The following is a 26644-nucleotide window of genomic DNA, read 5'->3' as shown; positions in this document are numbered from 1 at the left end:
TCAGAACTTTTGCACGATCCCGGCCACCACGGCCAGCTGATTGGCACCGGTCGCAACGGGCGTGGTCGATCCCGTCGCGCTTAACGTGGACTTCGCGCTGTTGATCACGTAGGTCAGGTCCGTGTAGAGCGCGGTGCGCTTGGACAGCCAGTAGTCCGCATTGACGCCCGAACTCAGCGCATGTGCCGAAACCATGCGATACGCGTGATAATACGAACCGGCCGAAAGCTGGAGCTGTGGCGTCACCTGGTAGCGAACGCCACCGAACACCATGGTTTGCGGCGCAGCGTCTGCGAGCGTGGCGGCGACGTCGTTGAGCAGCAGCTCGTAACCGCCGTAGAGGGTCGTCCTGCCGATTTCCCAGGAGCCGCCCGCGACAAAGCGGCGTTCGCTGTTGCCCGATGATGCGATGCTCGTTCCCTGCCGCTGCTCATAGGCCAAAGTCAGGTTGACCGGCCCCTGACGATAGCGCCCGCCGAGATCGACCTGCTTGCCGACGCGGAATTGCCCCGGCACCTGCGCACCGTTTGCGATGGTCGAGTCGTAGCCGAAGCTGTAAAGCGCGTTGAATTCGAACGGTCCCGCGTGCCCGAGATATTCGAGTGCGTTGTCGGCGCGGCCGACGAATTGCGCATCCTGCGCCGACAGGCCGTAGCTGGAATAGTTGAGCGGGTCGAGTGCGAGAAAGTAGCGATACATCGGCGTCATTTGCCGGCCGGCCATCACGGTGCCGAATTTGTCGCTCTCCAGGCCCACGAACGCCTGACGGCCAAATTCCCGTCCGCCCTGCTGCAATGTGCCGTTGTTCATCGCGATGCCCGACTCGAGCGTGAAAATCGAGTGCAGCCCGCCGCCGAGGTCTTCCTTACCCGTCAACCCCCAGCGCGAATTGATGCGGTTGCCGGTGTTGACACGAAGCACGTTGCCGGAGCCCTGCTTGGCCGCATGCGTGACGTATTCGATGCCGGAATCGAGAATACCGTATAACGTCACCGAGGATTGCGCGTGGGCCGCGAGGCTCGCGCCCGCACCGAGAACGACGGTGAGAAGTTTGCTGATTGCTGGAAAAGCGTGGCTCGTTTTCAATCCCGTCTCCTGACCGTGTATATTGGTAGCACTACTAATTTTTAAAAATTTGGAAGCGAAAGGCGCATGAAACGCGCCCTTCACGTGTCGCGTTAAACCCGGGAAATGTTCTTGCTGACGAACAGCATCGCTACCACGGCGATAACCGGTCCGACGGCGAGCGTCAGCAACGCGAGCACGACGGAATGCGTTCCGCCGTATACATTCCCGACGGCGAGCGGCGAAACGGCGCTGCCCATCTGCCATATCGCGTTAGTCCAGCCGGCGCTCGCGCCTGCGAGACGCTTGCCGGATGCATCGCTGATCTGCGCCATCAGCACCGGCAGGTAGCCGTAAGAGAACGCACCCAGCACCGGTGCGACGATATAAAACTGCGTGGTCGTCGAACACATGCCGAAGATCACCAGCATGACGGCGAACGCAAGGAGGCAAAGGATGGACATGAGCCGGCGGGACATGCCCGGCAGGTCCGATATCCAGCCGAGCGTCGGCTTCGCGATGACCGCACCGATGCCGAAGGACGCGATGATCGAACCGGCGACGACGGGAGAGATGCCGTATTGCCGCGTCATCAGCGCGTTGCCCCAGGCGCCGAAACCCACCGTCGCCCAGAGCCCGCCGCAGCCCGCAAGGGAAAGGAAAATCAGATTGCGGTTGCGCAGCAGGCCGAGCATCTCTTTCGCGCTGTTTTTGGCCGGCGCACGCTCGCCGCCCGGCCGGTTCTTCAGGAACAGCAGCGAGACGATGCCCCATGCGAACGTGACAGCGCCCAGCATGTGAAATGCGCTGGACCATCCGTATTTGGCCGAGAGCGACGGCACGATGGCATTCGCCAGGACTACGGCCAGCGATGTCGCGGTGGTGTAGATACCCATCGCGCGGCCCCGGTCGCGCGTGAACCATGCCGGGATCACCTTCATGCCCGCCGAATAATCCGCGCCGGCGGCGAAGCCCATCGCCAGTTGGATCACGATGCCCATGGTCAGCGACGTCGTCTGGCCGAAACCGAATGTGAAGACGCCAAGCGGAAGCAAAGCGAGCGTCATCGTCGCGCGACCGCCCAAGTAGTCGGTCAGCATGCCCCCGATGATGTTCGCTATCACGTAGCCTGCATAAAACGCGGTCACGAACGCGCCGAGTAGCGAGACCTTGATGCCGAGCGACGCGCCGACGGGCGCCGCGACCGTGCTCCACGCCACGCGGTCCACATAACTCAGCAGGAATGCCGCCCACACGATGAACAACGCGACCCAGCGGAACGGGCTCGCTTCGGTTTCCACCGCAGCCGATGCGGTCCAGTTCGCACCCGATACTTCGCCCGAAGATGTCAGATCCTTTTCCACGACTCCTCCATGTCAGGCAGGCATTGCGCCGCCCTTTATATTCTTCCGTTTCGATCATCCGGCAGCGCCAGGCGCGCCGGGTGTGTACTGCGGTACCGCGGTATTACAGATCCAGCACGAGCTGCCGCGATTTCGCGCGCGAGCAGCACGGCAGGAATTGATCGTTGCGCGCCTGTTCTTCCGGCGCCAGGTACAGATCACGATGATCCGGCTCGCCCTCGAGCACGCGCGTGATGCAGGTTCCGCAGATGCCTTGCTCGCACGACACGGGGACATCCACGCCGGCATCCGCCAGTGCTTTTGTCACGGTGCAATCGGCGGGAATCAGCACGGTTCTGCCTGAACGGGCGAGCCGCACCTCGAATGCCGCATCGTGCGACGCGCCGGCAGCGGGCGCCGCGAAGAACTCGTAATGCAACCGGTCCTCGGGCCAGCCGTGTGCGCGGGCCGTGTCGAGCATGGCGTTCATGAAGCCCTGCGGTCCGCACACATAGAGATGCGTGTCACGACGCGCTTGCGCGAGCAGTGCGTCCGCGCGAAGGCGTTGCGCATCGTCTTCATCGTCGAAGTGATACTGCACGTGCTCCGCCCATGCCGAGTTTGCGATCCGCTCGAGGAACGCCGCGCGCGAACGCGAGCGCGTGCAGTAGTGCATCTCGAAGGCTCCGCCCGTGCGGGCTAGATGCTCGGCCATGCACAGCAGCGGCGTGAGTCCGATACCGCCCGCGAGCAGCAGGTGCCTGCCCGCGCCGGACGCGAGTGCGAAATGATTGCGCGGCACGCCGATGCGGATCTCGTCGCCTTCGCGCACGGCGTCGTGCATGCCTGCCGAGCCACCTCGCGACTGCGCTTCGCGCAGCACCGCGATCCGATAGCGCGAGCGCTCGTGTGGCGCGTTGCACAGTGAGTACTGACGCACGAGCCCGCCGGGAACGTGTACGTCGATATGCGCGCCCGCGTCGAACGCAGGCAGCTCGCGCCCGTCGGGGCTCGCCAGTTCGAAGCTGACGATGCCCTCGGCCTCGATGCACCGGCGCGCGACCTGCACGGTAAGCGTCGAATCGTTCATGTCAGCCACCGTCACATGATGGACAGGCCGCCGTCGACCATCAGCGTGGTGCCGGTGATGAACGATGCCTCGTCGCTCGCAAGCCAGAGAATCGGCCAGGCGATTTCCTCGGGGGACGCCCAGCGCCCTATCAGCGATGTGTCCTGCCGCTGGGTCTTGAGCACCTCGATGCTCTTGCCGGCCGCCTGTGCGCGGTTGACATGAAAGTCGGTCAGCGTGGAGCCGGGACACACCGCGTTCGCACGCACGCCGTGCGCCGCTTCCTCGAATGCCAGCGTGCGGGTCATCGCGAGCATGCCGGCCTTGGTTGCGTCGTAAAGCCCCATGCCCTTGCGGCCGGTGACCGCATAACATGACGATACGTTGACGATGCTCGAGGCGCCCGCGGCGCGCAGCAGCGGCAGCGCAGCCTTGCAATAGTTCGACGTGCCGATCAGGTTGACCGCCACCATCGACTGCCACTCTGCCGGGGTGACGTCGGCGAGCGCGGTGTAGTTGCGCATCGCCGCATTGTTGACGAGCACGTCGAGCCGGTCAAAGGCGTCGGCGGCAAGCTTGACCGCGCGGCGCGCGTCCCCTTCGCTGGACACATCGGCCACGCACGTCTCGACCCGCGCCGCCGGATGGATTTCTTTCAGATAGGCGGCCGCGCTCGCGAGCGCGTCGGCATTGGCGTCGACGAGCACCAGGGCGGCGCCTTCGCCGCAGAACACCCTGGCCGTTGCGGCGCCGATGCCGCCGCCGCCGCCCGTGATGAGCGCGACCTTGCCTTGAAGTCTGGAACTTTGCTGCATTTGCTGCCGGCGCGACGCCGGCCTCCTTGCCGTGGAAATACCCATCGAACGATGGGAGATGCCGGGCAAGCGCCCGGCCGCTGCGGGCGTCAGATCGAGTAGATCTTCTGGCCCTTGCCGTCCTTCAGGTGCACGACAGCCCATTCCTGCGGCTTCTGGTCGCGCGGCAGCAGCACGCCGGCAGCACGCACGCGCTGTTGGTCCGCATCGATCGCGGGCGGATCAGTGTCCGGCACGAGCGCGGTGGCCGCTTCGTACAGCATGCGGCGGGCCATCACGATCGCGCGGTCGGTCGGCAGCAGCTTTTCCTTGCTGTGGTCCTGGATCGTCCCCATGCTTTCCTGCAGCGACGCATCCTGCATCGCAAAGCCGAACACGCCCGAATACGCGCGCTTTTCTTTCTGCGCCTGGCGGTCGATCAGGTAGTCATTGTCCTTGTTCGCCCTGGGCCGGAACGTGCCAGGCTCGTATTCGCAGTGGATGCCCTTGCCGGCGTTCAGATCGCTCAGCTCTTCCTCGGAGAGCGGGCGGTCCGGGCGGAAGTTGATGCTCCATGCCCAGCAATTGTGATCGTCGATCGGCACCCACACGTGACCCGCGAGCGAGTGATCGCCGAACGGCGGAATCAGCGTGTACCAAGGGAACAGCCACTGCGTGACGCGCCAGTAATACGAATCCGGTTCGCCGTTGCGGCGGCCGAACAGCGTCAGGCCGAAGTTCTGCTTCTCGATCTCGAAGATCACGTTGCCGTCGGCCTTGATGTAGTCGAGCGCCTTGGTGCCCTGGTGCATGGGGTCGTCGTCGACTTCGTAGCGGTGCACGTATGACACGTGGCTCGTGTCGATGCCGCCTTCCATCGCCTGCAGGTAGTTCGACTCCTGCAGACGCTTCGACACGAACACGTGGCTTTCCGGCAGGTTGACCCACTCGAGGTCCGGCGGCGCCGGCTGGCGGTCCTTCGGTCCCAGATATGCCCAGACGATGCCGGCGCGCTCGATGCACGGATACGCGGTGATGCTCATGTGCTTGCAGGCTTGCGGCGCGGACGGCACTTCGACGCAGTTGCCGTTGCGGTCGAACTTGAGGCCGTGGTACGAGCAGCGGATGCCGTTTTCCTCGTTGCGCCCGAAATAGAGCGACACGCCGCGATGCGAGCAGAACTCGTCGATCAGCGCCGGATGGCCGTCGGAATCGCGAAACGCGAGCAGCTTTTCGCCGAGGATCTGCACGCGCACGGGCGGGCAGTCGGGTTCGGCAACCTCGCTCGCCAAAAGTATCGGCACCCAGTAGCGGCGCATCAGGTTGCCCATTGCTGTTCCCGGGCCCGTGCGCACCAGTGTTTCCGACATGTTCCTGTCCATGCTCATCCTCCAGATCAAATTCGATGTTGTCCGCTACGTGAGACTTCAGTTTCATTCTACGGACATAAAACACGAAGTCAAGTAGTCGGCGCTAGGTAGTTTCTCTAGAATGTGCAAAACGGGACGGCCGGACATTGAAAGGAAATTTCAAATGCAGGAAAAAAAAGCGCATGAAAATGTGCGTGCGGTGGAAAGAGCGCTCGAAATCCTTCTTGCTTTCAGGCCGGGAGACAAGGAACTGACCGTCGCGGAATTGCTCACGCGCGTGGACCTCAGCCGCCCAACGTTGTATCGGCTGCTCAACACACTGGAGCAAAATGGCTTTCTCGCCTCGGCGGGGGAACCGCAGCGGTTCCGGCTGGGGAGTTCTGTCGCGCATCTGGCGCACGTCTGGATGACCGATCACAGCCTTGCGGACCTCGCGCAACCCGTGCTGCGAAGCCTTTGGGAGGCAACGTCCGAAACGGTGGCGCTGTTCGTGCCCGATGGGATTTATCGCGTGTGCGTGGCCGAGATGGAAAGTCCGCAGCCGCTCAGTTTCCGACGGGGTGTCGGCTACCGGGAAAAACTCGTTCTCGGTGCGAGCGGGCGCACCATTCTTTCCCAAATGCAGCTTTCCCCTGTCGAACTGCGCCGGTATGTCGCCGAGCCAAACCAGGATCTTTCGCCGCTACTCGCCGACATGGAAACGATTCGCGCGCAAGGCTACGGAACGAGCCGCCACGAGCTGATCGAAGGTGCCGTTGCGGTGGCTGCGCCGTTCTTCAACGGGGCCAATCAGATCGCGGGTTCGCTTTGCATCTTCGGCCCGAGCGTGCGCGTGACCGACGAACGGGTCGAGCAGTTCGCGGAATTGCTCAAACGCGAGGCCGTCAATCTGTCACGCACACTGGGACAACAGGTTGCTTGAGTTTTGAAGCTCGACGCGGCGCTATGCGGGGAGCGCGGCGAGCTGCGGTGAAAATCGCAGCGAAAAATCGACAGCCCTGACGTGCTTCGTGAGCCCGCCCACGGAAATGCGGTCCACGCCGGTCTCGGCAATCGCGCGCAGCGTTTCCGGCGTGACGCCGCCGGACACTTCCAGCTCGGCCCGCCCGTTGTTGACGCGCACCGCCTCGCGCATCTGCTCCAGCGAGAAATTGTCGAGCAACAGCGACCTGGCACCGGCGGCCAATGCTTCGGCCAGTTCGTCCAGGGTCTCCACCTCGACCTGCAGCGGCACTCCGGCATCGAGCGCGTGTGCGGCCCGGATCGTTGGCCTAATGCCGCCACCCGCCGCGATGTGGTTTTCCTTGATCAGGATGCCGTCGTAGAGCCCCCGGCGATGGTTCCTGCCGCCGCCGACCCGTACCGCGTACTTCTGGGCAAGGCGCAATCCGGGCAGCGTCTTTCTCGTGTCGAGAATTTGCGCTTTCGTGCCTGCGACGATGCGGGTCATCGCGTGCGTCGAGGTGGCCGCCCCGGAAAGGAGCTGAAGGAAGTTGAGCGCCGTCCGCTCGGCAGTGAGCATGCTGCGCGCGGGGCCGGCGATCCTGCAGACCGCTTGCCCTTCGCGCATCGATGCGCCTTCCTCGACGAACCATGCGATCGTGATGTGCGGGTCCACCTGCAGGAGCGTTTCGTCGAACCATGGCCTGCCGCACAGTACTGCGGGCTCGCGCACGGTGAGGATAGCCTCGGCCGGCGCGCGGGGATCGATCAATTGCGAAGTCCAGTCGACGTCGCCGACGTCTTCCGCGAGCGCGTCGCGGACGTTGCGCACCAGTGCCGTGCGGGTCGTTGCATCCATTTGAGGGTCCGTATGTTGAGCGGGAAAGCGGCATGCGGTCGTCCGCTTCCGCGCATTTGCACGGCCCTAATATTATTAGATATTTAATTAAATAGCCACCCGAAGAATGCGCTGAAACGGTGTGCCGGCGCTTCACCTGGGCAAATCCGAACCGTCATTCCTCGCCGCGCGCTGCAATCAGGTTGCCCACTTCCCGCGTCGACGGAATCCGGCGCGCCGGATCATCCGACTCGGCTTCATCGCGCGCCATGTTCTCGATGATCATCAGCAGGACCTTGCGCGCGACGTTGATCTCGGTGACTTTCAGCCCCTGGACACTGATCTCGTTGACCTCTTCTGCCAGCGGAACGAGCTTGCCTTTCAGGGCCCGGCCGCGCGGCGTGAGGAACACATGCGTGTTCTTGCGGTTGTCGGGCGCGTAACGGCGCTCGACGTAACCGAGCTTTTCCATCGCCGACACCGCGCTGAAGGTGGTGGGCGTGGTGGTGCCGGTCTCGTCGCTGAGTTCCTTCTGCGTCAGCCCGTCGGTCTCCCACAGCACCCGCAGATACGCCCAATGGCCGAACGAGACCTCATGCTGCGCCAGGCGCATTTGCAGCCCGCGAATCATCGCACGGGCCGCATCCTTCACCAGGTGAGCAAGACGATCGTCCGGCACCGCTTCACGCCAATGCCTCAGGATCGGGTTCGCGCTGGATTCCCCAGCCTTGCCCGAAGAACGTGCTGCTGCCATACCATCCTCGCCGTCGTTGTGACCAAAATGGTAACCATCATATCGCTTTCACCCGTGCGCAAGCCACTGGCCCACGGTCCAGCGGCCTGCGGCACAGCGTCATTCACATGCATGCGCTACGGCCGCAACGCACCGCCCCTGTGATCAGATCTTGAAGCTTTCCAGGCTGGCCGGATGGAACAGCTCGGCCGGCGCCAGCCGCCGGCTCGACAAGCCTTCGGCATGGTGCTGCGCCAGGAACCGATCGATCACGTGCTCATTCTGCGCGAAGCCGTATGACCAGAAATCATGGCCCATCAGTCGTCGCGCGTTGCGCAACTGGTCCTCGATGAACGGCAGCGTGACCTTGGTCGCCGAGGTATCGCTCAACCGGGCGAGTGCCACCTCCTTCGAGCGCTCAAACGCCTTCACGATCGCCCCCGGCAGCCACGGGTGCTGGTCCGCCAGCGTCCTACGGATACCGAGCGTGTGCATGATCGGGAAGAGCTTCCGGCGCTCGTACCAGTCGGCCGCACTCTTCTGCGGATCTTCGAACAGATACTTGACCAACGGATGTCCGCGCTCGAAGCACGAAGGCGCGCGCGGTCCGATCACGCCATCGATCTCGCCGTCGGCCAGAAGATTCGAGATCGTCTGGCCTTCGGGCGCATTTGCCAGCACGACGCCTTCGGGCAACTTCAGCGCGATCTTCTCCACCCGCGTCGGATCTTCGTAACCGCCCCGCACCCAGCGGATATCCGACGCCATCACGCCATATTCTTCCTCGAGCAACAGCCGCGCCCACACGTTGGCCGTGAGCTGGTATTCCGGCACGCCGATGCGCTTGCCCTTCAGGTCCTCGGGCCGGTCGATGCCGCGATCGGCACGCACGTAGATCGAGCTGTGCCGGAACGCGCGCGACGGGAAAACCGGCACCGCGATGTACGGCGACGTGCCCGCCGCCGTCTTCACCGAATAGCTGCTGAGCGAAAGCTCGCAAATGTCGTAGTCCGCGTGCCGGAACGCACGGAAGAAAATCTCCTCCGGGTCCTGCAACATGAACACCGGATCCACGCCGTCGATCTGGACATCGCCGTCGATCAGCGGACGCATCCGGTCATAGTTGCCCACGGCAATGGAAAGTTGAAGCTTGCTCATTCCTGCTCCTGTCTCACTGTCAAAATCCTGTCCGTCGCGTGCACGATCACGCGCCGGTTTGAGGGGCTTGCCGCTCGCGCGGAACCCCAAAGAACACAACGATGCCGCCGATGAAAACGAGCGCCGCCACCAGCAGGATGCCCGCCGAGAAGCTGCCGGTTACGGTCTTTACCCAGCCGAGGACGTTCGGCGCAAAGAAGGCGCCCACCTGCCCGAGACTGCTGATCACGCCGATGCCCCCTGCGGCCGCCTCGCCTTTCAGGTATGCCGGCGGAATGGTCCAGATGATGGCCGCCGCCGCGAAGTAGCTCACCGACACGAGACTCAGGCACGCGATCGCTACCGTCCAGTGATGCGCGAGAATTGTCAGCGCCACGGCACCCACGGCGCCTGCCGTCGTCGACAGGGCGAAGTGCCAGCGCCGCTCGAGTCGCAAGTCGGAGCTGCGTGCGATCAACAGCATGGCGATGGCGCCGACGATGTAAGGCAACGCCGACAGCACGCCGATATGCAATAGATTGGACACGCCCGCCTGTTTGATGATGGTGGGCGTCCAGTAGTTGAGGATGGTCCCGCAAATGGGCACCGTGGCCCAGCCGGCAGCAATCACATACACACGCGGGTCGCGCAGTGCAACGAGCAGGCGGCTCGGCGCGTCGTGCGGCTTCTGCCGATTTTCTTCCTCCAGCGCACCGATGACGATACGCCTTTGCTCATCGCTCAGCCACGCCGCGTCCTGCGGCTTGTCGGTCAGATAGAACCATGCGGCGACGCCGGTAATCACGGCGGGCAGACCTTCGAGAAAGAACAGCCACTGCCAATTGCGAAAGCCCCAGACGTCCATGAAGTTCTGCAGGATGAAGCCTGAGAGCGGTCCGCCGATGATGCCCGCGGCGGCGATCGCCAGCAGGAAGCGCGACGTGATGCGGGCACGGCGCTGCCCGGGATACCAGTACGAAAGATAGAGGATGATCCCTGGCCAGAAGCCTGCCTCCGCCGCACCGAGCAGCGTACGGGCGAGGTAAAACTGCCACGGCGCGGTCATGAACGCCATGGCAGTGGAAATGATGCCCCACAGCAGCATGATCCGGGTGACGGTCTTGCGAGCGCCGATGCGCCGGAGCATCAGCGTGCTCGGCACTTCCAGCAGGATGTAGCCGACGAAAAACAGACTGACCCCGAGCCCATACGCGGCGTCGCTCAAGCCAAGATCGTGCTTCAACTGAAGCTGCGCGAAGCTGACGTTGACGCGATCGAGATAGTTCAGGACCCAGCAAAAGAAAAGGAAGGTCATCAACCTGAGCGTAACCTTGCGATACGTCGCCTCCACGACCGCGGAATCCGCTACCGGAGGTCGGGATACTTCCTCGTAGCTCAACGTTGAATCTGCCATTTCTGCGTCTCTCCAGGTTTCTCTCACGGTGTCAGCGCGCACAGACAAGCTTGCTCGCCGAATGACGGTCGCCTCGTCTGCGCCTCTTTAATTAGACATCTAATAATAAGATTAGGGCGCATTGATGCCGCTGGCAAGTGCGGGTTTATACCGACGGCCCAAACGCCTCCTGCACCGTTCTCGCACCTTGTATTACTAGATATCTAGCAATATACTCCGCTTCATTGGACCGCAACAATCCGAATCGAGCAGAAGGAGACAGGCATGGCTATCGACGAAGACGGTTTTCTGGGTCTGAAGATCGCGGAAAAGGAAAGGATTGCGCGCGACATCTGGCGCTTCGAGCTGGTGGACCCGCTGGGTGCGCCGTTGCCGCCGTTCGAGGCGGGCTCGAATCTGACCGTCTTGGTGCCCAACGGTGCGCGGCGCAGCTATTCGCTTTGCAACGACTCTCAGGAGCGCGGGCGCTATGTCATCGCAGTCAAGCGTGACGCCAACGGACGCGGCGGCTCGAGGAGTCTCGTCGACGAAACGTCCGAGGGAGATGCGATCGCCGTGTCGCTGCCGCGCAACGAATTCCCGCTCGATGAACGGGCCAAGGCGTTCATTCTTGTCGCAGGCGGCATCGGCATTACGCCGATGCTGTCGATGGCGCGGCAGTTGATATCGGAAGGCCTGAGACAGTTCAAGCTGTACTACCTGGCCCGCGATCCGGCGGGCACCGCGTTTTTCGATGAACTCAGCAGCGACGAATGGCGCTCGCGGGTGACGATTCACCACGACTTCGGCGACCCGTCGAAATCATTCGACTTCTGGCCCCTGTTCGAGCGGCCGAAAGCGGCGCACGTCTATTGCTGCGGACCGCAGGCGCTGATGGATACCGTGCGGGACATGACGGGCCACTGGCCGTCGGGCACGGTTCACTTCGAAAGCTTCGGCGCGAACAATGCGAACGCTCGGGAGAACACGCCGTTCACGGTTCGCTTGCAGCGCAGCGGCACGTCCTTCGAAATTCCGACCGACCGCTCGATCCTCGACGTACTGCGCGCCGCTGATGTGCGCGTCCCAAGCTCGTGCGAAAGCGGCACCTGCGGATCATGCCGGACCGGGCTGTGCTCGGGCGAGGCCGATCACCGGGACCTTGTATTGCGTGATGACGAGAAGGAAACACAGATCATGCTTTGCGTTTCGCGCGCGAAATCAGAGGCGCTGGTGCTGGATCTCTAAGCGCCTCGACGCCCCCTGTTTATTCCAAACCTGTTGGTAAAGGCGATGTATCGCCGGGAGACGAGACATGTTGACCCATGAAGAAAATGAATTGCTGTGCCGCGTTGAAGGCGATGCCCCGATGGGACAGCTGATGCGCCGGCACTGGACGCCGGTTTGCCTGATCGAGGAAGTGAGCGAGCCGGATGGCGCGCCTGTGAAAGCGCGCGTCTTCGGCGAAGATCTGGTCGTGTTCCGCGACACCGAAGGCAGTGTCGGCGTCATGGACGAGTACTGCCCGCACCGCCGCGCGTCGTTGGTGTACGGGCGCAACGAGGACTGCGGCCTGCGCTGCCTGTACCACGGCTGGAAGTTCGACGTGAAGGGCAACGTGATCGAGATGGTGTCCGAGCCCGCCTCAAGCTGCATGACCGACAAGGTCAAGCACAAGGCCTACCCGACGCACGAATGGGGCGGCATGATTTGGGCGTTCATGGGTCCGCAACACGCCGTGCCGGAATTCGTTCCGCCCGCGTGGGCACCGACGGCCGACACGCGCGTGAGCATCGCGAAGGCACTGCTGCCGTGCAACTGGGCGCAGATCCTCGAAGGCGCGATCGATTCCGCGCACAGCTCGAGCCTGCATTCGTCCGACTTCGTGCCGGCGCGCGTGGGCGGCGCCGAAGCCACCTCGAAAAACTGGCTGCGCCCTTCCACCGACAAGGCGCCGCGCCTGCAGGTCGAGCGCACCGACTACGGCTTCCGCTACGCCGCGCTGCGCCGCCCGATCCTCAACGCCAACACGCACGACTACGTGCGCTCGACCGTGTTCGTCGCGCCTGCCACCGTGCTGATCCCGCCGAACAATCTCTACAACGTCGCGAACATCAATGTACCGATGGACGACACGAACACGGCGTTCTACTTCATCGCATGGGGCGACGCCGAAACCACGCCGGAAACCGAAACCTGGCGCAAGTTCCTGCGTCAGCAGGTCGGCGTCGATCTGGACGAACGCTACCGTCCGCTGCGCAATCACGAGAACCGCTTCTGGCAGGACCGGGCAGCGATGACGGCGGGCAATTTCACGGGCATCTCGGGGTTCCCGAACCAGGACATCGCGATGTGGGTCACGATGGGGCCGATCGCCAACCGCTCGGACGAGCGTCTCGGCGCGAGCGATCTCGCGATCGTCGAATTCCGCCGGCGCATGCTCGATGCGGTCGCCGACTTCCAGCAGGGCGTCGATGCGATCGGCACCGGTGCGCAGGCGATTGGGCAGGAAGTCTGCTCGTATCAGGCGGTCGTGCCGAAGGAAATCGACTGGCGCTCGTACGCGGTCCGCTATGTCAGCACGAAACATCCGCAGCCGGCCGACCAGCCGCCCGTGGTCGCGACCGACTATCAGGTATCGCAATAACAGGGGGGCACAGCCATGGTACAGCGCCGCTTGCGCATTGGCGTCGCGGGATTGGGGCGGGCGTTCTCGCTGATGCTGCCGACTTTCCTGCGCGACCCCAGGGTTCAGCTCGTCGCCGCGTGCGATCCGCGCGACGAAGCGCGCAAGCAGTTCGCCGCCGACTTCGGCGCGCGAACCTATGCGGATGTGGCGGCACTGGCCGACGACCCCGACGTGGAGGTCATCTACGTAGCGAGTCCGCATCAGTTCCACGCGCGGCACACGGAGCTTGCCGCGACGAAAGGCAAACACGTGCTGGTCGAAAAGCCGATGGCACTCGGCGCGGCCGACTGCGACCGCATGATCGCCGCATGCCGCGCGGCGAAGGTGCACCTGATCGTCGGCCATTGCCACAGCTTCGATACGCCGTACCTGCGCACCCGCGAACTGATCGGTCGCGGCAATTTCGGTGCGGTGAAGATGATCCAGGCGGTCAACTACACCGACTACCTGTACCGGCCGCGCCGCCCCGAAGAGCTGATGACGGCAGAAGGCGGCGGCGCAGTTTTCAGCCAGGCGGCACACCAGGTCGACATCGTGCGCTTGCTCGCCGGTTCGCGCGCGGTTCGGCTGCGTGCGAGCGTCGGAGGGTGGGACCCGTCGCGGCCGACCGAAGGCGCCTATTCCGCGCTGATCTGGTTCGAAAGCGGGGCATATGCCTCGCTCTCGTACAACGGCTACGGTCACTTCAACAGCGACGAATGGACCGGCTGGATCGGCGAGATGGGGGAGCGCACGAGCCCCGATGGGTATGGCGCCGCCCGCCGCCGTCTGGCGACGCTGGCATCAATGGATGGCGAGGCGAAGCTGAAGTCCGCCGGCACGTACGGCGGATCGGCATACAAGCCGCCATCGGCCGCCGAAGACGAACCGCCGCGTCTGCATCAGCATTTCGGGCCGGTGATCGTGTCGTGTGAACGTGCGGACCTGCGCCCGCTGCCGGACTCGATCGTCGTGTACGGCGACCAGCAACGCGAGACGCTGCCACTTCCCTCCCCCGCCGTGCCGCGCGCCGAAGTCATCGACGAACTGTACGGCGCCGTCGTCGACGGGCAGGTGCCGCTTCACGACGGCGAATGGGCCAAGGGCACGCTGGAAATCTGCCTCGCCATCCTGAAGTCAAACGAGGCTGGGGCGGACGTGATGCTGTGACCCACGCTCGGCACCCGCTCAGTCGCGTCGCATCAGCTCACGGCCGATGATGATCTGCTGGATCTGCGTAGTGCCTTCATACAGGCGCAACAGCCGCACGTCGCGGTAAAAACGTTCGACCTTGTATTCGTTGATATAGCCCGCGCCACCATGCACCTGCACACCGCGATCGGCCACGCGCCCGACCATCTCGGTGCAGAACATCTTGGCGCACGACGCACGCATGCTGACATCCGGATCGCTCTGTCCGGCGGGCTTGGCGTCGTACCGCAGCGCACAGTCCTGCACCATTGACCACCCTGCATACAACTCCGCCTGGCTATCCGCCAGCATTGCCTGTACGAGCTGGAAGTCGCCAATACGTTGACCGAACTGCCTGCGTTCCTTTGCATACGCGACCGATTCCTGAAGCACGCGCTGCGCGACGCCACAAGCCAGCGCCGACACATGCAGGCGCCCTCGGTCGAGCACTTTCATCGCGGTCTTGAAACCCTTGCCGGGTTGGCCGCCGATGATGTTCGCTGCCGGCACTCGTACGTTATCCAGAACGACGTCGCAGGTCTTGGTGCCACGCTGCCCCATCTTCTTATCGGGCTTGCCGAGGCTCAGACCTGGCAGATCGGACGGCACGATGAACGCCGAGATGCCGTTGGCCCCCTCGCCGTCCGTGCGCGCCATCAGCGTGAAAGCGCCGGCGCGCGGCGCGTTGGTGATGAAGCGCTTTGTACCGTTGAGGACGTAATAGTCACCGCCGGCGTCCTTGACCCGTTCGCCGCGCATCCTGATCGCTGCTGCGTCCGATCCCGCGTCGGGCTCAGTCAGGGCAAACGACATGATCAGATCGCCGCTCGCCACGCGTGGCAAAACCTCGCGCTTCTGCGCTTCGGTGCCGTCCATCAGGATGCCCTGCGAGCCGATGCCCACATTGGTGCCAAACACCGAACGGAACGCCAGTGCGGTCTGCCCCAATTCGTAGGCCACCGCGCATTCCTGCGCCATCGACAGGCCGATGCCGCCGTATTCTTCGGGAATCGACAGGCCGAATAGCCCCATCGCCTTCATGTCGTCGACGATATCGGCAGGAACGTCGTCCAGTTCTTCGACCATGTCCTCGGCGGGGACCAGCCGCTCACGAATGAAGCGCTGGACGGAAGCCAGCAGGATGTCGAATGATTCGCTATCGATGGCCATATTTGTACTCCAATGTATCGCTGTTCCAGATGGCGTTTGACCGCGGTCAGCGGTGACTGAACACGGGCTTGCGTTTGTCAAGAAATGCGGTCATGCCTTCTCGCGCGTCGTTAAGGGCGTTCATCTGTGCTGGTCGGTTCAGCGTGATGACGCCGACCCGACCTACTGTTTCAACGATGACTGGTTGCTCCTGCATGATTCCTGCTCCCTGTTTGATTCCGTCAACAACGATCTTGATAGGCTCGTTCCGCGCGGATGGGCACGTCTCGCGTCAGCGACTTTCAGGCTGCGCCCCGGCTTCAGTCGTCCACGTCGCGCAAATTTTCGCGCAACTTGAACTTCTGAACCTTGCCAGACGGCGTGGTGGGCAAACTGTCGCGCACAATCACCCGTTCCGGGATGTATTGCACGGCGACCTTGTGCGACTTCAGGAAGTCGACGATGGCGGGTAAATCAATGGCTTCGCCTGGCTTGGTGACGATGACCGCGCAGGCGCGCTCGCCGAGGCGCTCGTCCGGATAGGCGACGATCGCCGCCGCTGCGATGGCCGGGTGCCGGTAGAGCAAGGCTTCGATCTCGACCACCGGGATGTTCTCGCCCCCACGGATGATCACGTCCTTGCTGCGGCCATCGATCCGGATGTAACCGCGCTCGTCGATGTGCGCGAGGTCGCCGGTGTCGAGCCAACCTTCGGCATCGGTCGCGTTCAAATGGGCGCGGTTCAGATAGCCGCCGAAGTTCGAGCAGGAGCGCACCACCAGGCGCCCGATCGAACCCGCGGGCAACGGCGCATCGTTGTCGCCGACCACCCGCACCTCGACTCCCGGCAATGGACAGCCATCCGTCGTGAACGCACGATCGTCGTCGTCGTCGAGTTGGGTCAGGGTGACCGCGCCAAGCTCGGTCATGCCCCAGGCCGAAACGATCTTGGCGCCAATCGCCTTGCGCGCATGTTCGACCAGTGGCCCGGGAATCGGCGCACCGGCACATAGGAAGGTGCGCAGCGTGGGCACGGCGTGCCCGGCCTCCGTCACCGCGTTGGCGAGATCGGTCAGGAATACGGTCGACGCCATGGTGAAACTCACCCGCTCGCTGTGTATCAGCTCGATCGCCGCATTGGGCTGCCATATATCCTGCAGCACAGCACTCGCGCGCAGCACGATCGGCATCATCAAGCCATACATGAAACCGGTCTGATGCGCCATCGGCGAGGCCATCAGCACCACGTCGTCCCGGCCGAGGCGCATGGCTGAGGCATAGGGAAGAATGTTCGACATCAACGTGTTGGCCGAATGCATCACGCCCTTGGGCTCACCGGTCGTGCCCGACGTATAGAGGAGTTGGGTGACGTCGTCCGGGCCGGGGCGATTGCCCATCAGGATGGCTTGCGCATCAGACTCCAGTTCCCAGTGCGGGCCGCTCAGCAGCGCCTCGAAGCTGTTGGCATTCGGCTGGCCATTGGTTTCTCCGCCGACCACCACGACATGCTGCAACTCAGGAAGGCTCGCCTTCAGACCGTCCGCCATTTGCTCGAAGTCGAATCCCCGAAATCGCCCGGGCACGACCAGCACCTTGCTACCGCCATGCTTGAGCATGAACGATAGCTCCCGCTCGCGAAAAATATGCATCAAGGGGTTCAGCACCGCACCGATGCGCGAGCAAGCGAGATATGTCAGTGTGAACTGCCACCAATTTGGCAATTGCAAGGACACCACATCGTTGCGTCCGACACCCAGACGCGTGAGCCCCACCGCGATGCGGTCGGTCATCGTCGCCATCTCGCGATAGGTGAAACGTGTGGTCGCCCCGTCTTCGACCTGCCGCGCGACGAGCGCGATCTTGTCAGGGCACTCAGCCACACACGCGTCGAGTTCATCGTTGATCGTGCGGTCGTGCCACAGCCCTTGCGCGATACTCGCCGCCCGCCGCGGCGGAATCAGAACGGCGTCGAACTCCATATCATGTCTCCGTCTCCATTTTGTGCCTTTGTATGGGTTCCGCTTTATGCCGGAACGGCGCCGCGTCCCGCCCGAGTGCGGGCGATGATCGTCTTCATGATCTGGGCCGTGCCGTCGCCGATCTGGAAACCCAGCACGTCACGCAAGCGCTGCTCCATCGGCCCGCGATCGTAGCCGCCATGGCCGAACGACAACAGGCATTGATGCACCACGTCGTAGGCCAGTTTGGGGCCCCACCACTTGCACATCGCGGCCTCTGCCGTATGCGGCAGGCCACGATCCTTGAGCCACAGCGTCTGCAGACACAACAGGCGCGCGGCTTCGACCTGAGTCTCGTAATCGGCCAACGGATGCGATACGCCCTGAAAGGCCGACAGTGGCTTGCCGAACGCTTCGCGCTGGGCCACGTATTCCCACGTTTCCTCGAGGCTGACCTTGGCCACTGCCAGCACCTGCAGGCCGATCAGCGCGCGAGAGAAGTCGAAGCCCTGCATCACCTGCACAAAACCTTGTCCTTCTTCGCCGAGCAGATGGTCGACCGGCACGCGCACGTTCTCAAAGAAGATCGACCCGCGGCCGATGGCACGCTGGCCGTGGCAGTCGAAGCGGTTGCGCGTAATGCCCGGCACATCCATCGGCACCAGGACAGCCGAAACGCCACGCGCGCCTGACTCCACGGTGCCCGTACGGGCGAACACCACCGCCGCATCGGCCTGGTCGGCCGCAGAGATCGATGTCTTCTCTCCATTGAGAACGTAGTGATCGCCCACGCGCTCCATGCGCAGACGCAGATTCGCGGCGTCCGAGCCGCCGCGTGGCTCGGTCAGCGCGATCGCAAGCAGCGCACGGCCCTGTGTCAGGCGCTCGAGCCATGGTCTGGCAATGTCGGGCGCGGCATGATGCGCAAGAATCTGGCCGTTCAGCGACGCCAGCAGATTGATATAGGACAGGCTCAGGTCCGCGCGTGCGATCTCCTCATGGATGACGCCCGCAGCAAGGCAACCCAGTCCCTGACCTCCATACGCTTCGGGGAGCTCTGGCGCGATAAATCCCATCTGCCCCATCTCGAGCATGAGATCGCGGTCGAGCGTGCGCGTCGAGTCGCGCGCCTCGAAGCCGGGCGCGACACGCCCCTGCGCAAAGCGCCTGGCGTGTTCACCGAGCGCGACGAGGTCTTCATCAAGGTAGGGGTTCATGGTGTTTCCTGAGGATGGTGGTTCCCGGGCGCGCTGCAATCGCGAGCCACGGGAACTCTCTTACGGGCGATGGAGAGTTACTTCGCGTACTTACGGAACTCAGGCTTGCGCTTCTCCTGGAAGGCTTTGACCCCTTCACGCGATTCTTCCGTGTCGTAGTAGAGCTTCAGTGCGTACATGCCCATGCCCGCGATGCCGGCCTGGTGTGCGGTGTCCATGTTGAACGAGCGCTTGGCGATCGCGATCGCGGTCGGGCTCTTCTCCATGATCTCGTCACACCACTTCTGTACCTCCGCGTCGAGCTGGTCGTGCGGCACGACCGCGTTGACGAGCCCCATTGCCAGCGCCTCGGACGCTGGATAGCGACGGCACAGATACCAGATCTCGCGCGCCTTCTTCTCGCCGACCACGCGTGCCAGGAAGGCCGTGCCGTAGCCCGGATCGACCGATCCCACCTTCGGGCCCGCCTGTGCAAAAACGGCCTTCTCCGATGCAATCGTGAAGTCGCAGATCGTGCACAGCACGTTGCCGCCACCCACCGCGAAACCCTGCACTCGCGCGATCACGGGCTTCGGTACGTCGCGAATCGCGTTGTGCAGTTCTTCCATCGGCAATCCGATGGTGCCGCGCCCGTCGTACTGGCCTTCGTGGGCCGATTGGTCGCCCCCGGTACAGAAGGCCCGCTCTCCGGCACCCGCCAGCACGATCACGCCGACTTCCCGGGAGTAGCCCGCGCGATTGATCGCATGAATCAGTTCGTCGCACGTCCGTCCGCGAAAGGCGTTCATCTTGTCCGCGCGGTTGATCGTGATCCAGGCCGCGCCGTTGCGCACTTCGTAAAGAATGTCTTCATAGTTCATGGTGTACTCCTTGCGAGTGTGAGTAGGTTCAACCGGCCATGGTCAGGCCGCCGGACACGCTGAGCACCTGACCGGTAATGAAGCCGGCGTCGCCGCCGGCGAAGAACACGATCGCACCCGGCAGATCGTCGGGCTGGCCGATGCGGCCAAGCGGGATCGAGCGCTGGAACGCTTCCATCAGTTTCTCGGGATTGCCCGCGCCTTCCTTGTATTCGGCGAAGAGCGCCGTATCGGTCGGGCCGGGGCAAACGACATTTACCGTGATGCCGTGACGTGCATGCTCGCGGGCAATGGTCTTGGAAAACGATACCAATCCCCCCTTGCACGCTGCGTACACAGCCTCTCCGGACGAGCCGACACGCGCCGCGTCGGACGCGATGTTAATGATCCGGCCGGCCTTGCGCTGCACCATGCCAGGCAATACCGCGTGATGCATGTGCAGCGCACCGGTCAGGTTGATCGCAATCAGCCGGTCCCACTGAGCGGGTTCGGTCTTGGTAAAGGGCTTGAACACGTCCCAGCCCGCGTTATTCACCAGTACATCGACGGGGCCCAGTGTTCCCTCGGTCTTCGCCACCGCCGCGTCCACCTCGGCGCGGCTTGTGATATCGCAGCGGATCGCCTCGGCCACCCCGCCCGAGGCGCGAATCTCGTCGCGCACTTTTTCGGCGGCTTCCAGCGAGAGATCCAGCACGGCGACACGCGCGCCTTCCGCCGCAAACCGCCGACAGGTCGCCCCGCCGATGCCACCGCCGCCACCAGTCACGACTACCGTCTTGCCTTCGAGTCTTTGCACAGTCTTCTCCGTCAGTTGTGGGGGTACCATTGCGCTTTTCGGACGTGCTGCCCGCGCAATTCAATATACGTAAATATATTGACGTATACTAGGAGGGCAATTTGTCAAAGACAAGAACAAATTTATTAGGAGAATCCCTTGGCAACGTCGAAATTAGGCACAGAAGTCAAGCTTGAACTGGCCAATCGACTGTTCTTTCGCCTGTATCAATGCGCAAACATGTTGCATAAAACGGGAACTCGGGCAGTGGAGGCGGAAGGACTGACGACGCAGCAGTGGGCGGTTCTGGGCGCGCTCTCGCGCCCGGAAGCGGAGCACGGCATGAGTGTGGGAGACTTGGCCCGTTATCTGATGGTGAGCCGACAAAACCTGTCCGGGCTCGTTAGCCGAATGGAGCGCGACGGACATCTGTCCACGGCTGCCGATGGCCGAGATCGCCGTTCACGACGGGTCACAATGACCGGGTCGGGTCGCAAGCTGTGGATTCACCAAGCCACGCCGAAGATCCATGGATACTACGAAGAGGTGCTGGGAGACTTCTCCATCGACGACGTCACGCACACGCTGCACTACCTGCTCAAGCTTCTTGACAATATGAAGCGCCTCGACGACGCAACCCAGGCGACGACCCGGGACGACGAAGAGTGAGGCTGCGCATACGTACTTCGATCGAGACGGCATCGGAGCCCAGTGGTGTTACACCAGAACGTGCACAAGGCGCTGAAGGCTTGGGCTGCTGCCGGTTTCATGGACACCCGGTTAAGGTGGATGGACTGCTGCCGATCGCGAGCGGCCGCTTGGTGCCTGAGATGACGCCGTTGAACGACTACCAATCCTGGTTGTTCTGCAACCGGGACGGGAAGCGCTACCTCAACGAGGAAACGTGACGGGCCGGCGGCTGGGATTCAATGTGGCAGGGGTTCATGAATCGCGTGATCAATGAAACCGAGGTCGAGGAGCACTTCAACAAGCACGACCTGCGCGCGAAATGCGCAGGCGACGCCGAGACGCCGGAGCATGCACAGGCGCTGATGACCCACGCTGATGCGAAGATGACGAAGCGGGTCTACCGCCGGAAATGTGAGGTGGTGCAGCCTCTGCGGTAGGCGCCCAATAGGACAGTGCTACCGCCCCAATTACCCGCAAAGCCTTGCAAAATAACGTGACGCAGAGAGGGGGATTCGAACTCCCGATAGGCTATTAACCAGCCGTGTGCAGCCAGAGCATTATCTGAAAAATCAGCACCTTACGGGCTCCTCGGCGGGCGATTGATATGAATGGCGAGACAGGCTAAGTCATTGATTTATGAAGCCCTGCGGCAAGGGTATCGCCCTGGTGCGGACAGCTTAGTTCTGGATCTCGTCTGTACGCCACGCTCACGCTTAGACACCAAACCTGCTTACACTTCCCGCCTCCTTTGAACGATTGATTTTGATACTGAAAAATAGTATCATCCGCCTATGAAAGCCAAACACAGGAAGACGCTGGAATTGATTTTCTCGCGCCCGACACCTGCGGGGGTGAAATGGCCGGACGCCAGGGCGTTATTTCTTGAACTAGGGGCGGAACTGGAAGAGCGCGAAGGATCGCGCGTCGCTGTATTTTTGTTTGGTCAGGTGAAGGTATTGCATCGACCGCATCCGTCACCTGACATGGACAAAGGGGCCGTCGCGTCGATTCGGGGATGGCTTGAGGAGAATGGAGTAAGGCGATGAACAATGTGATGGTCGTCGGCGGCCACAAAGCTGTCATCATGTATGACCCTGAAATTGAGATGTTTCGCGGTGAGTTTATCGGCCTGAACGGAGGGGCGGACTTTTATGCGTCCGACGTTGCGGGTTTGCATCGCGAAGGCGAGCTTTCATTGAAGGTCTTCCTTGAGGAATGCGCGCGGCGAGGGGTCGAACCTCTCAAGAATTTCTCGGGAAAATTTGTCATCAGGCTTGCCCCGAAAACGCACGCCGCTGCAGCACTCGCCGCAGCAGCACACGGACAAAGTTTGAATCAATGGGCAGCGGAGACCCTGGAACAAGCGGCCTGCGCTTGATTACCCTGGCTGCTCGCCCACGCTACTGCCAGCGACTTGTTCCCTGCCTACTTTGGCCTTCACTGAATTATGCGGCGCCGTGCCCTGATCCCGGGTTAGCCTCATGATCATAGATTTGCTAGAAGCCCCTCGGCCCTATCGAAGGGGGCAGGTCAGGTCAGGCCCTCAAACGAAAAAGCCCTTGAATCTATTTCAATTCAAGGGCTTTCGTGAAATTCTGGCGGAGAGAGGGGGGATTCGAACCCCCGATAGGCTATTAACCTAGTCCGCCAATCTATGCATGCGTCTGATTCTAAAGGAATTCAGGTGCGGAACGTGTCCTATAACGTACCGCAACGTGCGCACGTAAACACCTGATTTTATTGGAGGCGGATTGCAGCAATAGGACACCTTTGCAGGCAGGCGTGCCCAAGCCGCTGCCTGCACCATGCCGCATGCAGAAGGTGGTCGTGCCGCACCAACGATCGTCGGCTCGCGGCGCGAGTTGTCAGTTATCCGCGCGGAAGATCGTCGGCGCAACATTGGAGAAGTTCGACATGTCACCTATCACCTCCGCTGTTTTGGCAGAGGAGAGAGCCGCATTGACCCCGAGCTGATCGCTGAAACGCAGTATCGCCATGCACGCGAAGGGCTGCGGCCCTGGTGCTGGAAAAAGGATCTCGGCCGATTGCAGCCCAAACTCACTCCATGCGGAGCGGACAAGCGGGACATGCGTCGAAAGGTAATAATCCCGATCAAACGTCGCAGCTTCTGTTGCCGGGTAGCTCACGATCAGGGTAGCCATATTTAGTCCTTTGTAGTGATGTGCTAGAGATACTGTGGCGAGAATGAATGTCTTTCATCATTCACCGATCAGAGACCCACCTGTGCGACCCCGTCAACTGCGGAACTATTCCAACATGCACGGTAGCCGCCTCGCCCTGATGGGATCACGATGAACTTTGCCAACACGTAGTAGAGCGCGCCGCTTGCAGCCACGACAGGAAGTGCGGCCCCGAAGAACTGGAATGCGTCTCCTGCTCGCAGTGTGATGGGATCGTATATATAGAGATAAAATGCAGCACTGACAGCGATGACAGCAATTGCCACCCAGTTTACCCCGCCCCAAAACCAGTAGCATCCCGAACTGTCTGCCACGAATAGATGCTCTGGCGCGATGAACTGACGGCGCAGAATCCAGAAATCGGTCAGCATGACACCGCTCAGGCCAATGAATATCAGACTACCAAATGTTGCAAAGGTCATGACGTGAGCAAGGACCCACGAGGTGTTCATGACAGCTAGAGACAAAGGCACGAGCATCAACAATAGTAGCCAGGTCCAGGGTATCCGTGCCAGCATGTGAATTTGCTGAACCGCATTGGCTGCAAGATAGACCGTCATGCTGATGGCAGTGATGCTCAGTAGCAAGATAATACAAACTACGACGCTTCCGGCAACGGGCCCCGCAAGTTGGATGAACCAGAGAGTGGGATCGGCAGAGCCGAACTGCACCGCAGCCAAAGCCGGCACGATCACAGCAAATCCCCCTCCTATTAGCACCCCACCAATCATGCTCGGTCCCACCGTATGCCGCCGATACTTCACCAACCGATAAAGTCCCCCCAAATACGGATACCAGGCCAACGATAAAGTCGCGCCAAACTCGAGCGCATAGATAAATGAACGGCGGGGGTCGCGCGTCAGAGCCTGCTCGGCCGGGACGTTGGTCAGCAACAGCTTTCGCAAGCCGAATTTCCACAGCAACAACAGCAGGCTGGCTGAGATGAACACCACGAAGATCGGCCCCACGATATTATTGACCCGCTGAACCGTGTCGAATCCGCGGCGCAGCAGGAAAAACATTAGCAGGAGGATGACGCAGCCAACGAGGACGACGCTTCGCTCGCCCACGCCGACCTCAATTTGCCCCGCATGAACCGGCATCAGGCCGATTCCCCGGCACATCATCGCGAATGCCACTGAGGCCCACCCCAGAGACATCACCAAAAATCCCGCCAGGGTCAGCACCGACCCACGCACCCCAAGAACCGCTTTGCTGATTTCGATAACGTCGACACCGTAACGGAATGACGGTAATGCCGAACCGAGCAAAACCGGCGCCATGCCGAGAACTGCTCCACAGGTGTAGCCGATGATGGCGACGAACGTATTTCCGGCGCTTGGCACCATGCCGCCAACCAGAACAGTCCAGATCGCAGCGGCTAGCGAAATCTGCGTAAAGCTCAGACTGGCATAAGTAGAAAAACTTCTTTCGCGTTCGAGCGATGGCAACCGGCCCGTTACAGAAGCGGCATGCTCTTTGTTTGAACTGGGCATTTGCTGGCCTAGCTTTTACAAAACCAATTCAGCGACACTATCGCAATTATTGTGGCACCCACAACCCAACTGGCGATCTCCCGGACCGCAGGCCACAGCGACAGCATCGGTTCCGAACCACTTTGATTGATCAGTTCGTTCAGGCGCGCTGCCAACTCCTGATCAAGCGCGCCGCCCCCCGGCCGCGCTTCGCAGCGCCGCGTACCGTTCACAATCCACCTGCCATAACAATGTCCGTTGACATACGCCATCATCTCCCCAAGACCCAGTGTCATGAACTCAAACACCCATGATGAAAGTCGGTCTTATAACTGATTATTGCGAACTACCTCATACACCGCAGAGAGGCCTTTTGAGCCGAGGCCCATCTTCTGGGCTGTTTTCACGTAATCAACGATAGCTCCAACGGATCGTGAGCCGACGCCCGCCCCTTGCAGATCAGACAGCGCCGCCTTGAAGCCGTCGACATACACATCGACCGTCGCCTGATCTCCATCATCGGAACCGGAGGAGATACGTTCGCCCAGGTAAGCAATGCATTCATTCATCCAAGGCAGACCGGAGGTACGGACATATTCGGACATTGTCGCCACGGATACGCCGCACGTTTCCGCCCAACCGACCGCCTCGAAAAATCCACCTACTGCCACAAAACCCATGAGAGCGAGCGCCAACACAACCTTTACACCCAATGCCGGATCCGAGCTGACATAGTGCTGCGCGCCGCCGATATGTCGCAAAAGATGCTTATTTTCTTCAAATACGTTGGCATCTCCTGAGTAAAAAACTGCCGTATCGGCACTGCCGACCGACCTCGGATAGGCCAACACACCACCTGCAAGAAACGGCATTCCGGCATCTCTGGTGCGGGCGACAAGCTCCTTGAACTCGGCTTCCGTCCCCGTCGTCAGGTCAATGAGAGTACGGTTGGTGGAAGCTGCCAAAACATCATCGGACAACATTTCGCGGATCGAATCATGATCGACGACGGCAAGGATGGTGAGCGGGCTTGCAGCCATTGCCGATTTCACATTCGGAGCCCAAAGTGCACCTTCGCGTACCAGGCTATCAGCTTTGCTTGACGTGCGATTCCAAACGGTTACCCGCTTCCCCGCCTTAAGGAATTCGCGCGTATACGCGCTCCCCATCGCACCCAGTCCCAAAATGGTAACGTCGCTGTGCTTTTCAGTATCGGTCATCTGTGCTCCTCCACTCTCTACGCTCGCAAAAAATAGCGATGGGGTGCGTTGCCATTCAGGCAATGCCCACCGAATACGCGGTGTACCGTTCACCCATATCGTCGCCCCGACATCAAGCCGCGGCCTTGACCATATCCTCGACGACCTTCTTCGCGTCGCCGAACACCATCATCGTCTTGTCGAGATAGAACAGTTCGTTGTCGAGACCGGCGTAGCCGGCGGCCATCGAGCGCTTGTTCACGATGATCGTCTTGGCCTTGTAGGCTTCGAGAATCGGCATGCCGGCGATCGGCGATTGCGGATCGTTCTTCGCTGCCGGATTCACCACGTCGTTCGCGCCCAGCACCAGCACCACATCCACCTGACCGAACTCGCTGTTGATGTCTTCCATCTCGTACACCTGTTCGTACGGCACTTCGGCCTCGGCCAGCAGCACGTTCATGTGACCCGGCATGCGCCCCGCGACCGGGTGGATCGCGTAGCGCACCTGCACACCCTTTTCCGTGAGCTTGTCGGTCAGCTCCTTGAGGGCATGCTGCGCGCGCGCCACCGCCAG

Annotated in this window: 29 protein-coding genes; 9 read left to right on the top strand and 20 right to left on the bottom strand. The window is 61.8% G+C overall.

Annotated elements, in window-relative coordinates:
• From PTE30175_RS04015 to PTE30175_RS03995, 5 genes are all read right to left on the bottom strand, one after another.
• On the bottom strand, nt 1-1086 hold the full coding sequence (locus PTE30175_RS04015) for a porin (RefSeq protein ID WP_150695779.1): 1086 nt from the start codon (nt 1084-1086) through the stop codon (nt 1-3).
• Between the two features lie 92 nt (nt 1087-1178).
• On the bottom strand, nt 1179-2429 hold the full coding sequence (locus tag PTE30175_RS04010; protein WP_150695778.1) for an MFS transporter: 1251 nt from the start codon (nt 2427-2429) through the stop codon (nt 1179-1181).
• Between the two features lie 103 nt (nt 2430-2532).
• Nucleotides 2533-3498: a PDR/VanB family oxidoreductase gene (locus tag PTE30175_RS04005; protein WP_150695777.1), complete on the bottom strand. Its 966-nt coding sequence runs from the start codon at nt 3496-3498 to the stop codon at nt 2533-2535.
• An 11-nt stretch (nt 3499-3509) separates the two neighbouring features.
• Nucleotides 3510-4292 (bottom strand): SDR family NAD(P)-dependent oxidoreductase, encoded by a 783-nt coding sequence (locus PTE30175_RS04000; RefSeq protein ID WP_150695776.1) that lies wholly within the window; start codon nt 4290-4292, stop codon nt 3510-3512.
• An 89-nt stretch (nt 4293-4381) separates the two neighbouring features.
• Nucleotides 4382-5653, bottom strand: a complete 1272-nt coding sequence (locus PTE30175_RS03995; protein ID WP_150695775.1) for an aromatic ring-hydroxylating dioxygenase subunit alpha — start codon at nt 5651-5653, stop codon at nt 4382-4384.
• A 151-nt stretch (nt 5654-5804) separates the two neighbouring features.
• On the opposite strand from PTE30175_RS03995, the gene PTE30175_RS03990 reads away from it, so the two are divergent.
• Complete coding sequence (locus PTE30175_RS03990) at nt 5805-6563, top strand: IclR family transcriptional regulator (protein ID WP_150695774.1); 759 nt, start codon at nt 5805-5807, stop codon at nt 6561-6563.
• Nucleotides 6564-6584: 21 nt separating this feature from the next.
• On the opposite strand, the gene nadC is transcribed toward PTE30175_RS03990, so the two are convergent.
• The 4 genes from nadC to PTE30175_RS03970 form a co-directional block, all read right to left on the bottom strand.
• On the bottom strand, nt 6585-7442 hold the full coding sequence (gene nadC / locus PTE30175_RS03985; RefSeq protein ID WP_150695773.1) for a carboxylating nicotinate-nucleotide diphosphorylase: 858 nt from the start codon (nt 7440-7442) through the stop codon (nt 6585-6587).
• 154 nt (nt 7443-7596) lie between these two features.
• Nucleotides 7597-8175 (bottom strand): MarR family winged helix-turn-helix transcriptional regulator, encoded by a 579-nt coding sequence (locus PTE30175_RS03980; protein ID WP_150695772.1) that lies wholly within the window; start codon nt 8173-8175, stop codon nt 7597-7599.
• Between the two features lie 144 nt (nt 8176-8319).
• A complete protein-coding gene (locus tag PTE30175_RS03975) occupies nt 8320-9312 on the bottom strand; it encodes a PhnD/SsuA/transferrin family substrate-binding protein (protein ID WP_150695771.1) in 993 nt (330 codons plus the stop codon).
• Nucleotides 9313-9358: 46 nt separating this feature from the next.
• A complete protein-coding gene (locus tag PTE30175_RS03970; RefSeq protein ID WP_150695770.1) occupies nt 9359-10705 on the bottom strand; it encodes an MFS transporter in 1347 nt (448 codons plus the stop codon).
• A gap of 264 nt (nt 10706-10969) precedes the next feature.
• Between PTE30175_RS03970 and PTE30175_RS03965 the strand changes: the two genes are divergently transcribed.
• From PTE30175_RS03965 to PTE30175_RS03955, 3 genes are all read left to right on the top strand, one after another.
• Nucleotides 10970-11932, top strand: a complete 963-nt coding sequence (locus tag PTE30175_RS03965; RefSeq protein ID WP_150695769.1) for a PDR/VanB family oxidoreductase — start codon at nt 10970-10972, stop codon at nt 11930-11932.
• Nucleotides 11933-11999: 67 nt separating this feature from the next.
• On the top strand, nt 12000-13331 hold the full coding sequence (locus tag PTE30175_RS03960; protein ID WP_150695768.1) for a Rieske 2Fe-2S domain-containing protein: 1332 nt from the start codon (nt 12000-12002) through the stop codon (nt 13329-13331).
• A 15-nt stretch (nt 13332-13346) separates the two neighbouring features.
• Nucleotides 13347-14522, top strand: coding sequence for a Gfo/Idh/MocA family protein (locus tag PTE30175_RS03955; RefSeq protein WP_150695767.1), 1176 nt, complete (start codon nt 13347-13349; stop codon nt 14520-14522).
• Nucleotides 14523-14540: 18 nt separating this feature from the next.
• Here PTE30175_RS03955 and PTE30175_RS03950 read toward each other — a convergent pair whose 3' ends face one another.
• From PTE30175_RS03950 to badH, 6 genes are all read right to left on the bottom strand, one after another.
• The gene (locus PTE30175_RS03950) at nt 14541-15713 is read right to left on the bottom strand and encodes an acyl-CoA dehydrogenase family protein (RefSeq protein ID WP_150695766.1); all 1173 of its coding nucleotides are present in this window, start codon (nt 15711-15713) and stop codon (nt 14541-14543) included.
• A 46-nt stretch (nt 15714-15759) separates the two neighbouring features.
• A complete protein-coding gene (locus tag PTE30175_RS28500; RefSeq protein ID WP_224788592.1) occupies nt 15760-15909 on the bottom strand; it encodes a hypothetical protein in 150 nt (49 codons plus the stop codon).
• A gap of 103 nt (nt 15910-16012) precedes the next feature.
• Complete coding sequence (aliA, locus tag PTE30175_RS03940) at nt 16013-17671, bottom strand: cyclohexanecarboxylate-CoA ligase (RefSeq protein WP_150695765.1); 1659 nt, start codon at nt 17669-17671, stop codon at nt 16013-16015.
• 44 nt (nt 17672-17715) lie between these two features.
• The gene (aliB, locus tag PTE30175_RS03935; RefSeq protein WP_150695764.1) at nt 17716-18867 is read right to left on the bottom strand and encodes a cyclohexanecarboxyl-CoA dehydrogenase; all 1152 of its coding nucleotides are present in this window, start codon (nt 18865-18867) and stop codon (nt 17716-17718) included.
• A 77-nt stretch (nt 18868-18944) separates the two neighbouring features.
• Nucleotides 18945-19727 carry a 2-ketocyclohexanecarboxyl-CoA hydrolase gene (gene badI, locus PTE30175_RS03930; RefSeq protein ID WP_150695763.1) on the bottom strand — a complete coding sequence of 261 codons (783 nt, stop codon included), beginning with the start codon at nt 19725-19727 and terminating at the stop codon, nt 18945-18947.
• Between the two features lie 28 nt (nt 19728-19755).
• Nucleotides 19756-20523 carry a 2-hydroxycyclohexanecarboxyl-CoA dehydrogenase gene (gene badH, locus PTE30175_RS03925; RefSeq protein ID WP_150695762.1) on the bottom strand — a complete coding sequence of 256 codons (768 nt, stop codon included), beginning with the start codon at nt 20521-20523 and terminating at the stop codon, nt 19756-19758.
• Between the two features lie 219 nt (nt 20524-20742).
• Here badH and PTE30175_RS03920 point away from each other — a divergent pair, with 219 nt between their 5' ends.
• The 5 genes from PTE30175_RS03920 to PTE30175_RS03905 all read left to right on the top strand — a co-directional run bounded on the left by PTE30175_RS03920 (nt 20743) and on the right by PTE30175_RS03905 (nt 22570).
• Nucleotides 20743-21171: a MarR family transcriptional regulator gene (locus tag PTE30175_RS03920; RefSeq protein WP_150696051.1), complete on the top strand. Its 429-nt coding sequence runs from the start codon at nt 20743-20745 to the stop codon at nt 21169-21171.
• A 116-nt stretch (nt 21172-21287) separates the two neighbouring features.
• Nucleotides 21288-21410: a hypothetical protein gene (locus PTE30175_RS28960; protein ID WP_263596274.1), complete on the top strand. Its 123-nt coding sequence runs from the start codon at nt 21288-21290 to the stop codon at nt 21408-21410.
• 36 nt (nt 21411-21446) lie between these two features.
• Nucleotides 21447-21629 carry a site-specific integrase gene (locus tag PTE30175_RS03915; protein WP_150695761.1) on the top strand — a complete coding sequence of 61 codons (183 nt, stop codon included), beginning with the start codon at nt 21447-21449 and terminating at the stop codon, nt 21627-21629.
• Nucleotides 21630-21983: 354 nt separating this feature from the next.
• The gene (locus tag PTE30175_RS03910; RefSeq protein WP_150695760.1) at nt 21984-22238 is read left to right on the top strand and encodes a type II toxin-antitoxin system HicA family toxin; all 255 of its coding nucleotides are present in this window, start codon (nt 21984-21986) and stop codon (nt 22236-22238) included.
• Complete coding sequence (locus PTE30175_RS03905) at nt 22235-22570, top strand: type II toxin-antitoxin system HicB family antitoxin (protein ID WP_150695759.1); 336 nt, start codon at nt 22235-22237, stop codon at nt 22568-22570. The genes PTE30175_RS03910 and PTE30175_RS03905 overlap by 4 nt, the downstream gene beginning before the upstream one ends.
• A gap of 487 nt (nt 22571-23057) precedes the next feature.
• On the opposite strand, the gene PTE30175_RS03900 is transcribed toward PTE30175_RS03905, so the two are convergent.
• The 5 genes from PTE30175_RS03900 to PTE30175_RS03880 form a co-directional block, all read right to left on the bottom strand.
• Nucleotides 23058-23354, bottom strand: coding sequence for an EthD family reductase (locus PTE30175_RS03900; RefSeq protein WP_150695758.1), 297 nt, complete (start codon nt 23352-23354; stop codon nt 23058-23060).
• Nucleotides 23355-23422: 68 nt separating this feature from the next.
• A complete protein-coding gene (locus PTE30175_RS03895; RefSeq protein ID WP_150695757.1) occupies nt 23423-24889 on the bottom strand; it encodes a cytosine permease in 1467 nt (488 codons plus the stop codon).
• A gap of 8 nt (nt 24890-24897) precedes the next feature.
• On the bottom strand, nt 24898-25164 hold the full coding sequence (locus PTE30175_RS03890) for a hypothetical protein (protein WP_150695756.1): 267 nt from the start codon (nt 25162-25164) through the stop codon (nt 24898-24900).
• A 30-nt stretch (nt 25165-25194) separates the two neighbouring features.
• Nucleotides 25195-26088 (bottom strand): NAD(P)-dependent oxidoreductase, encoded by an 894-nt coding sequence (locus PTE30175_RS03885; protein ID WP_150695755.1) that lies wholly within the window; start codon nt 26086-26088, stop codon nt 25195-25197.
• Nucleotides 26089-26200: 112 nt separating this feature from the next.
• The coding region (locus PTE30175_RS03880) for an NAD(P)(+) transhydrogenase (Re/Si-specific) subunit beta (RefSeq protein WP_150695754.1) at nt 26201-26644 on the bottom strand (444 nt) is incomplete at its 5' end.

It is taken from the genome of Pandoraea terrae, assembly GCF_902459695.1.
In the GTDB taxonomy this organism is placed as follows: Bacteria; Pseudomonadota; Gammaproteobacteria; order Burkholderiales; family Burkholderiaceae; genus Pandoraea; species Pandoraea terrae.
This window is presented reverse-complemented; position numbering and strand designations above follow the sequence as displayed.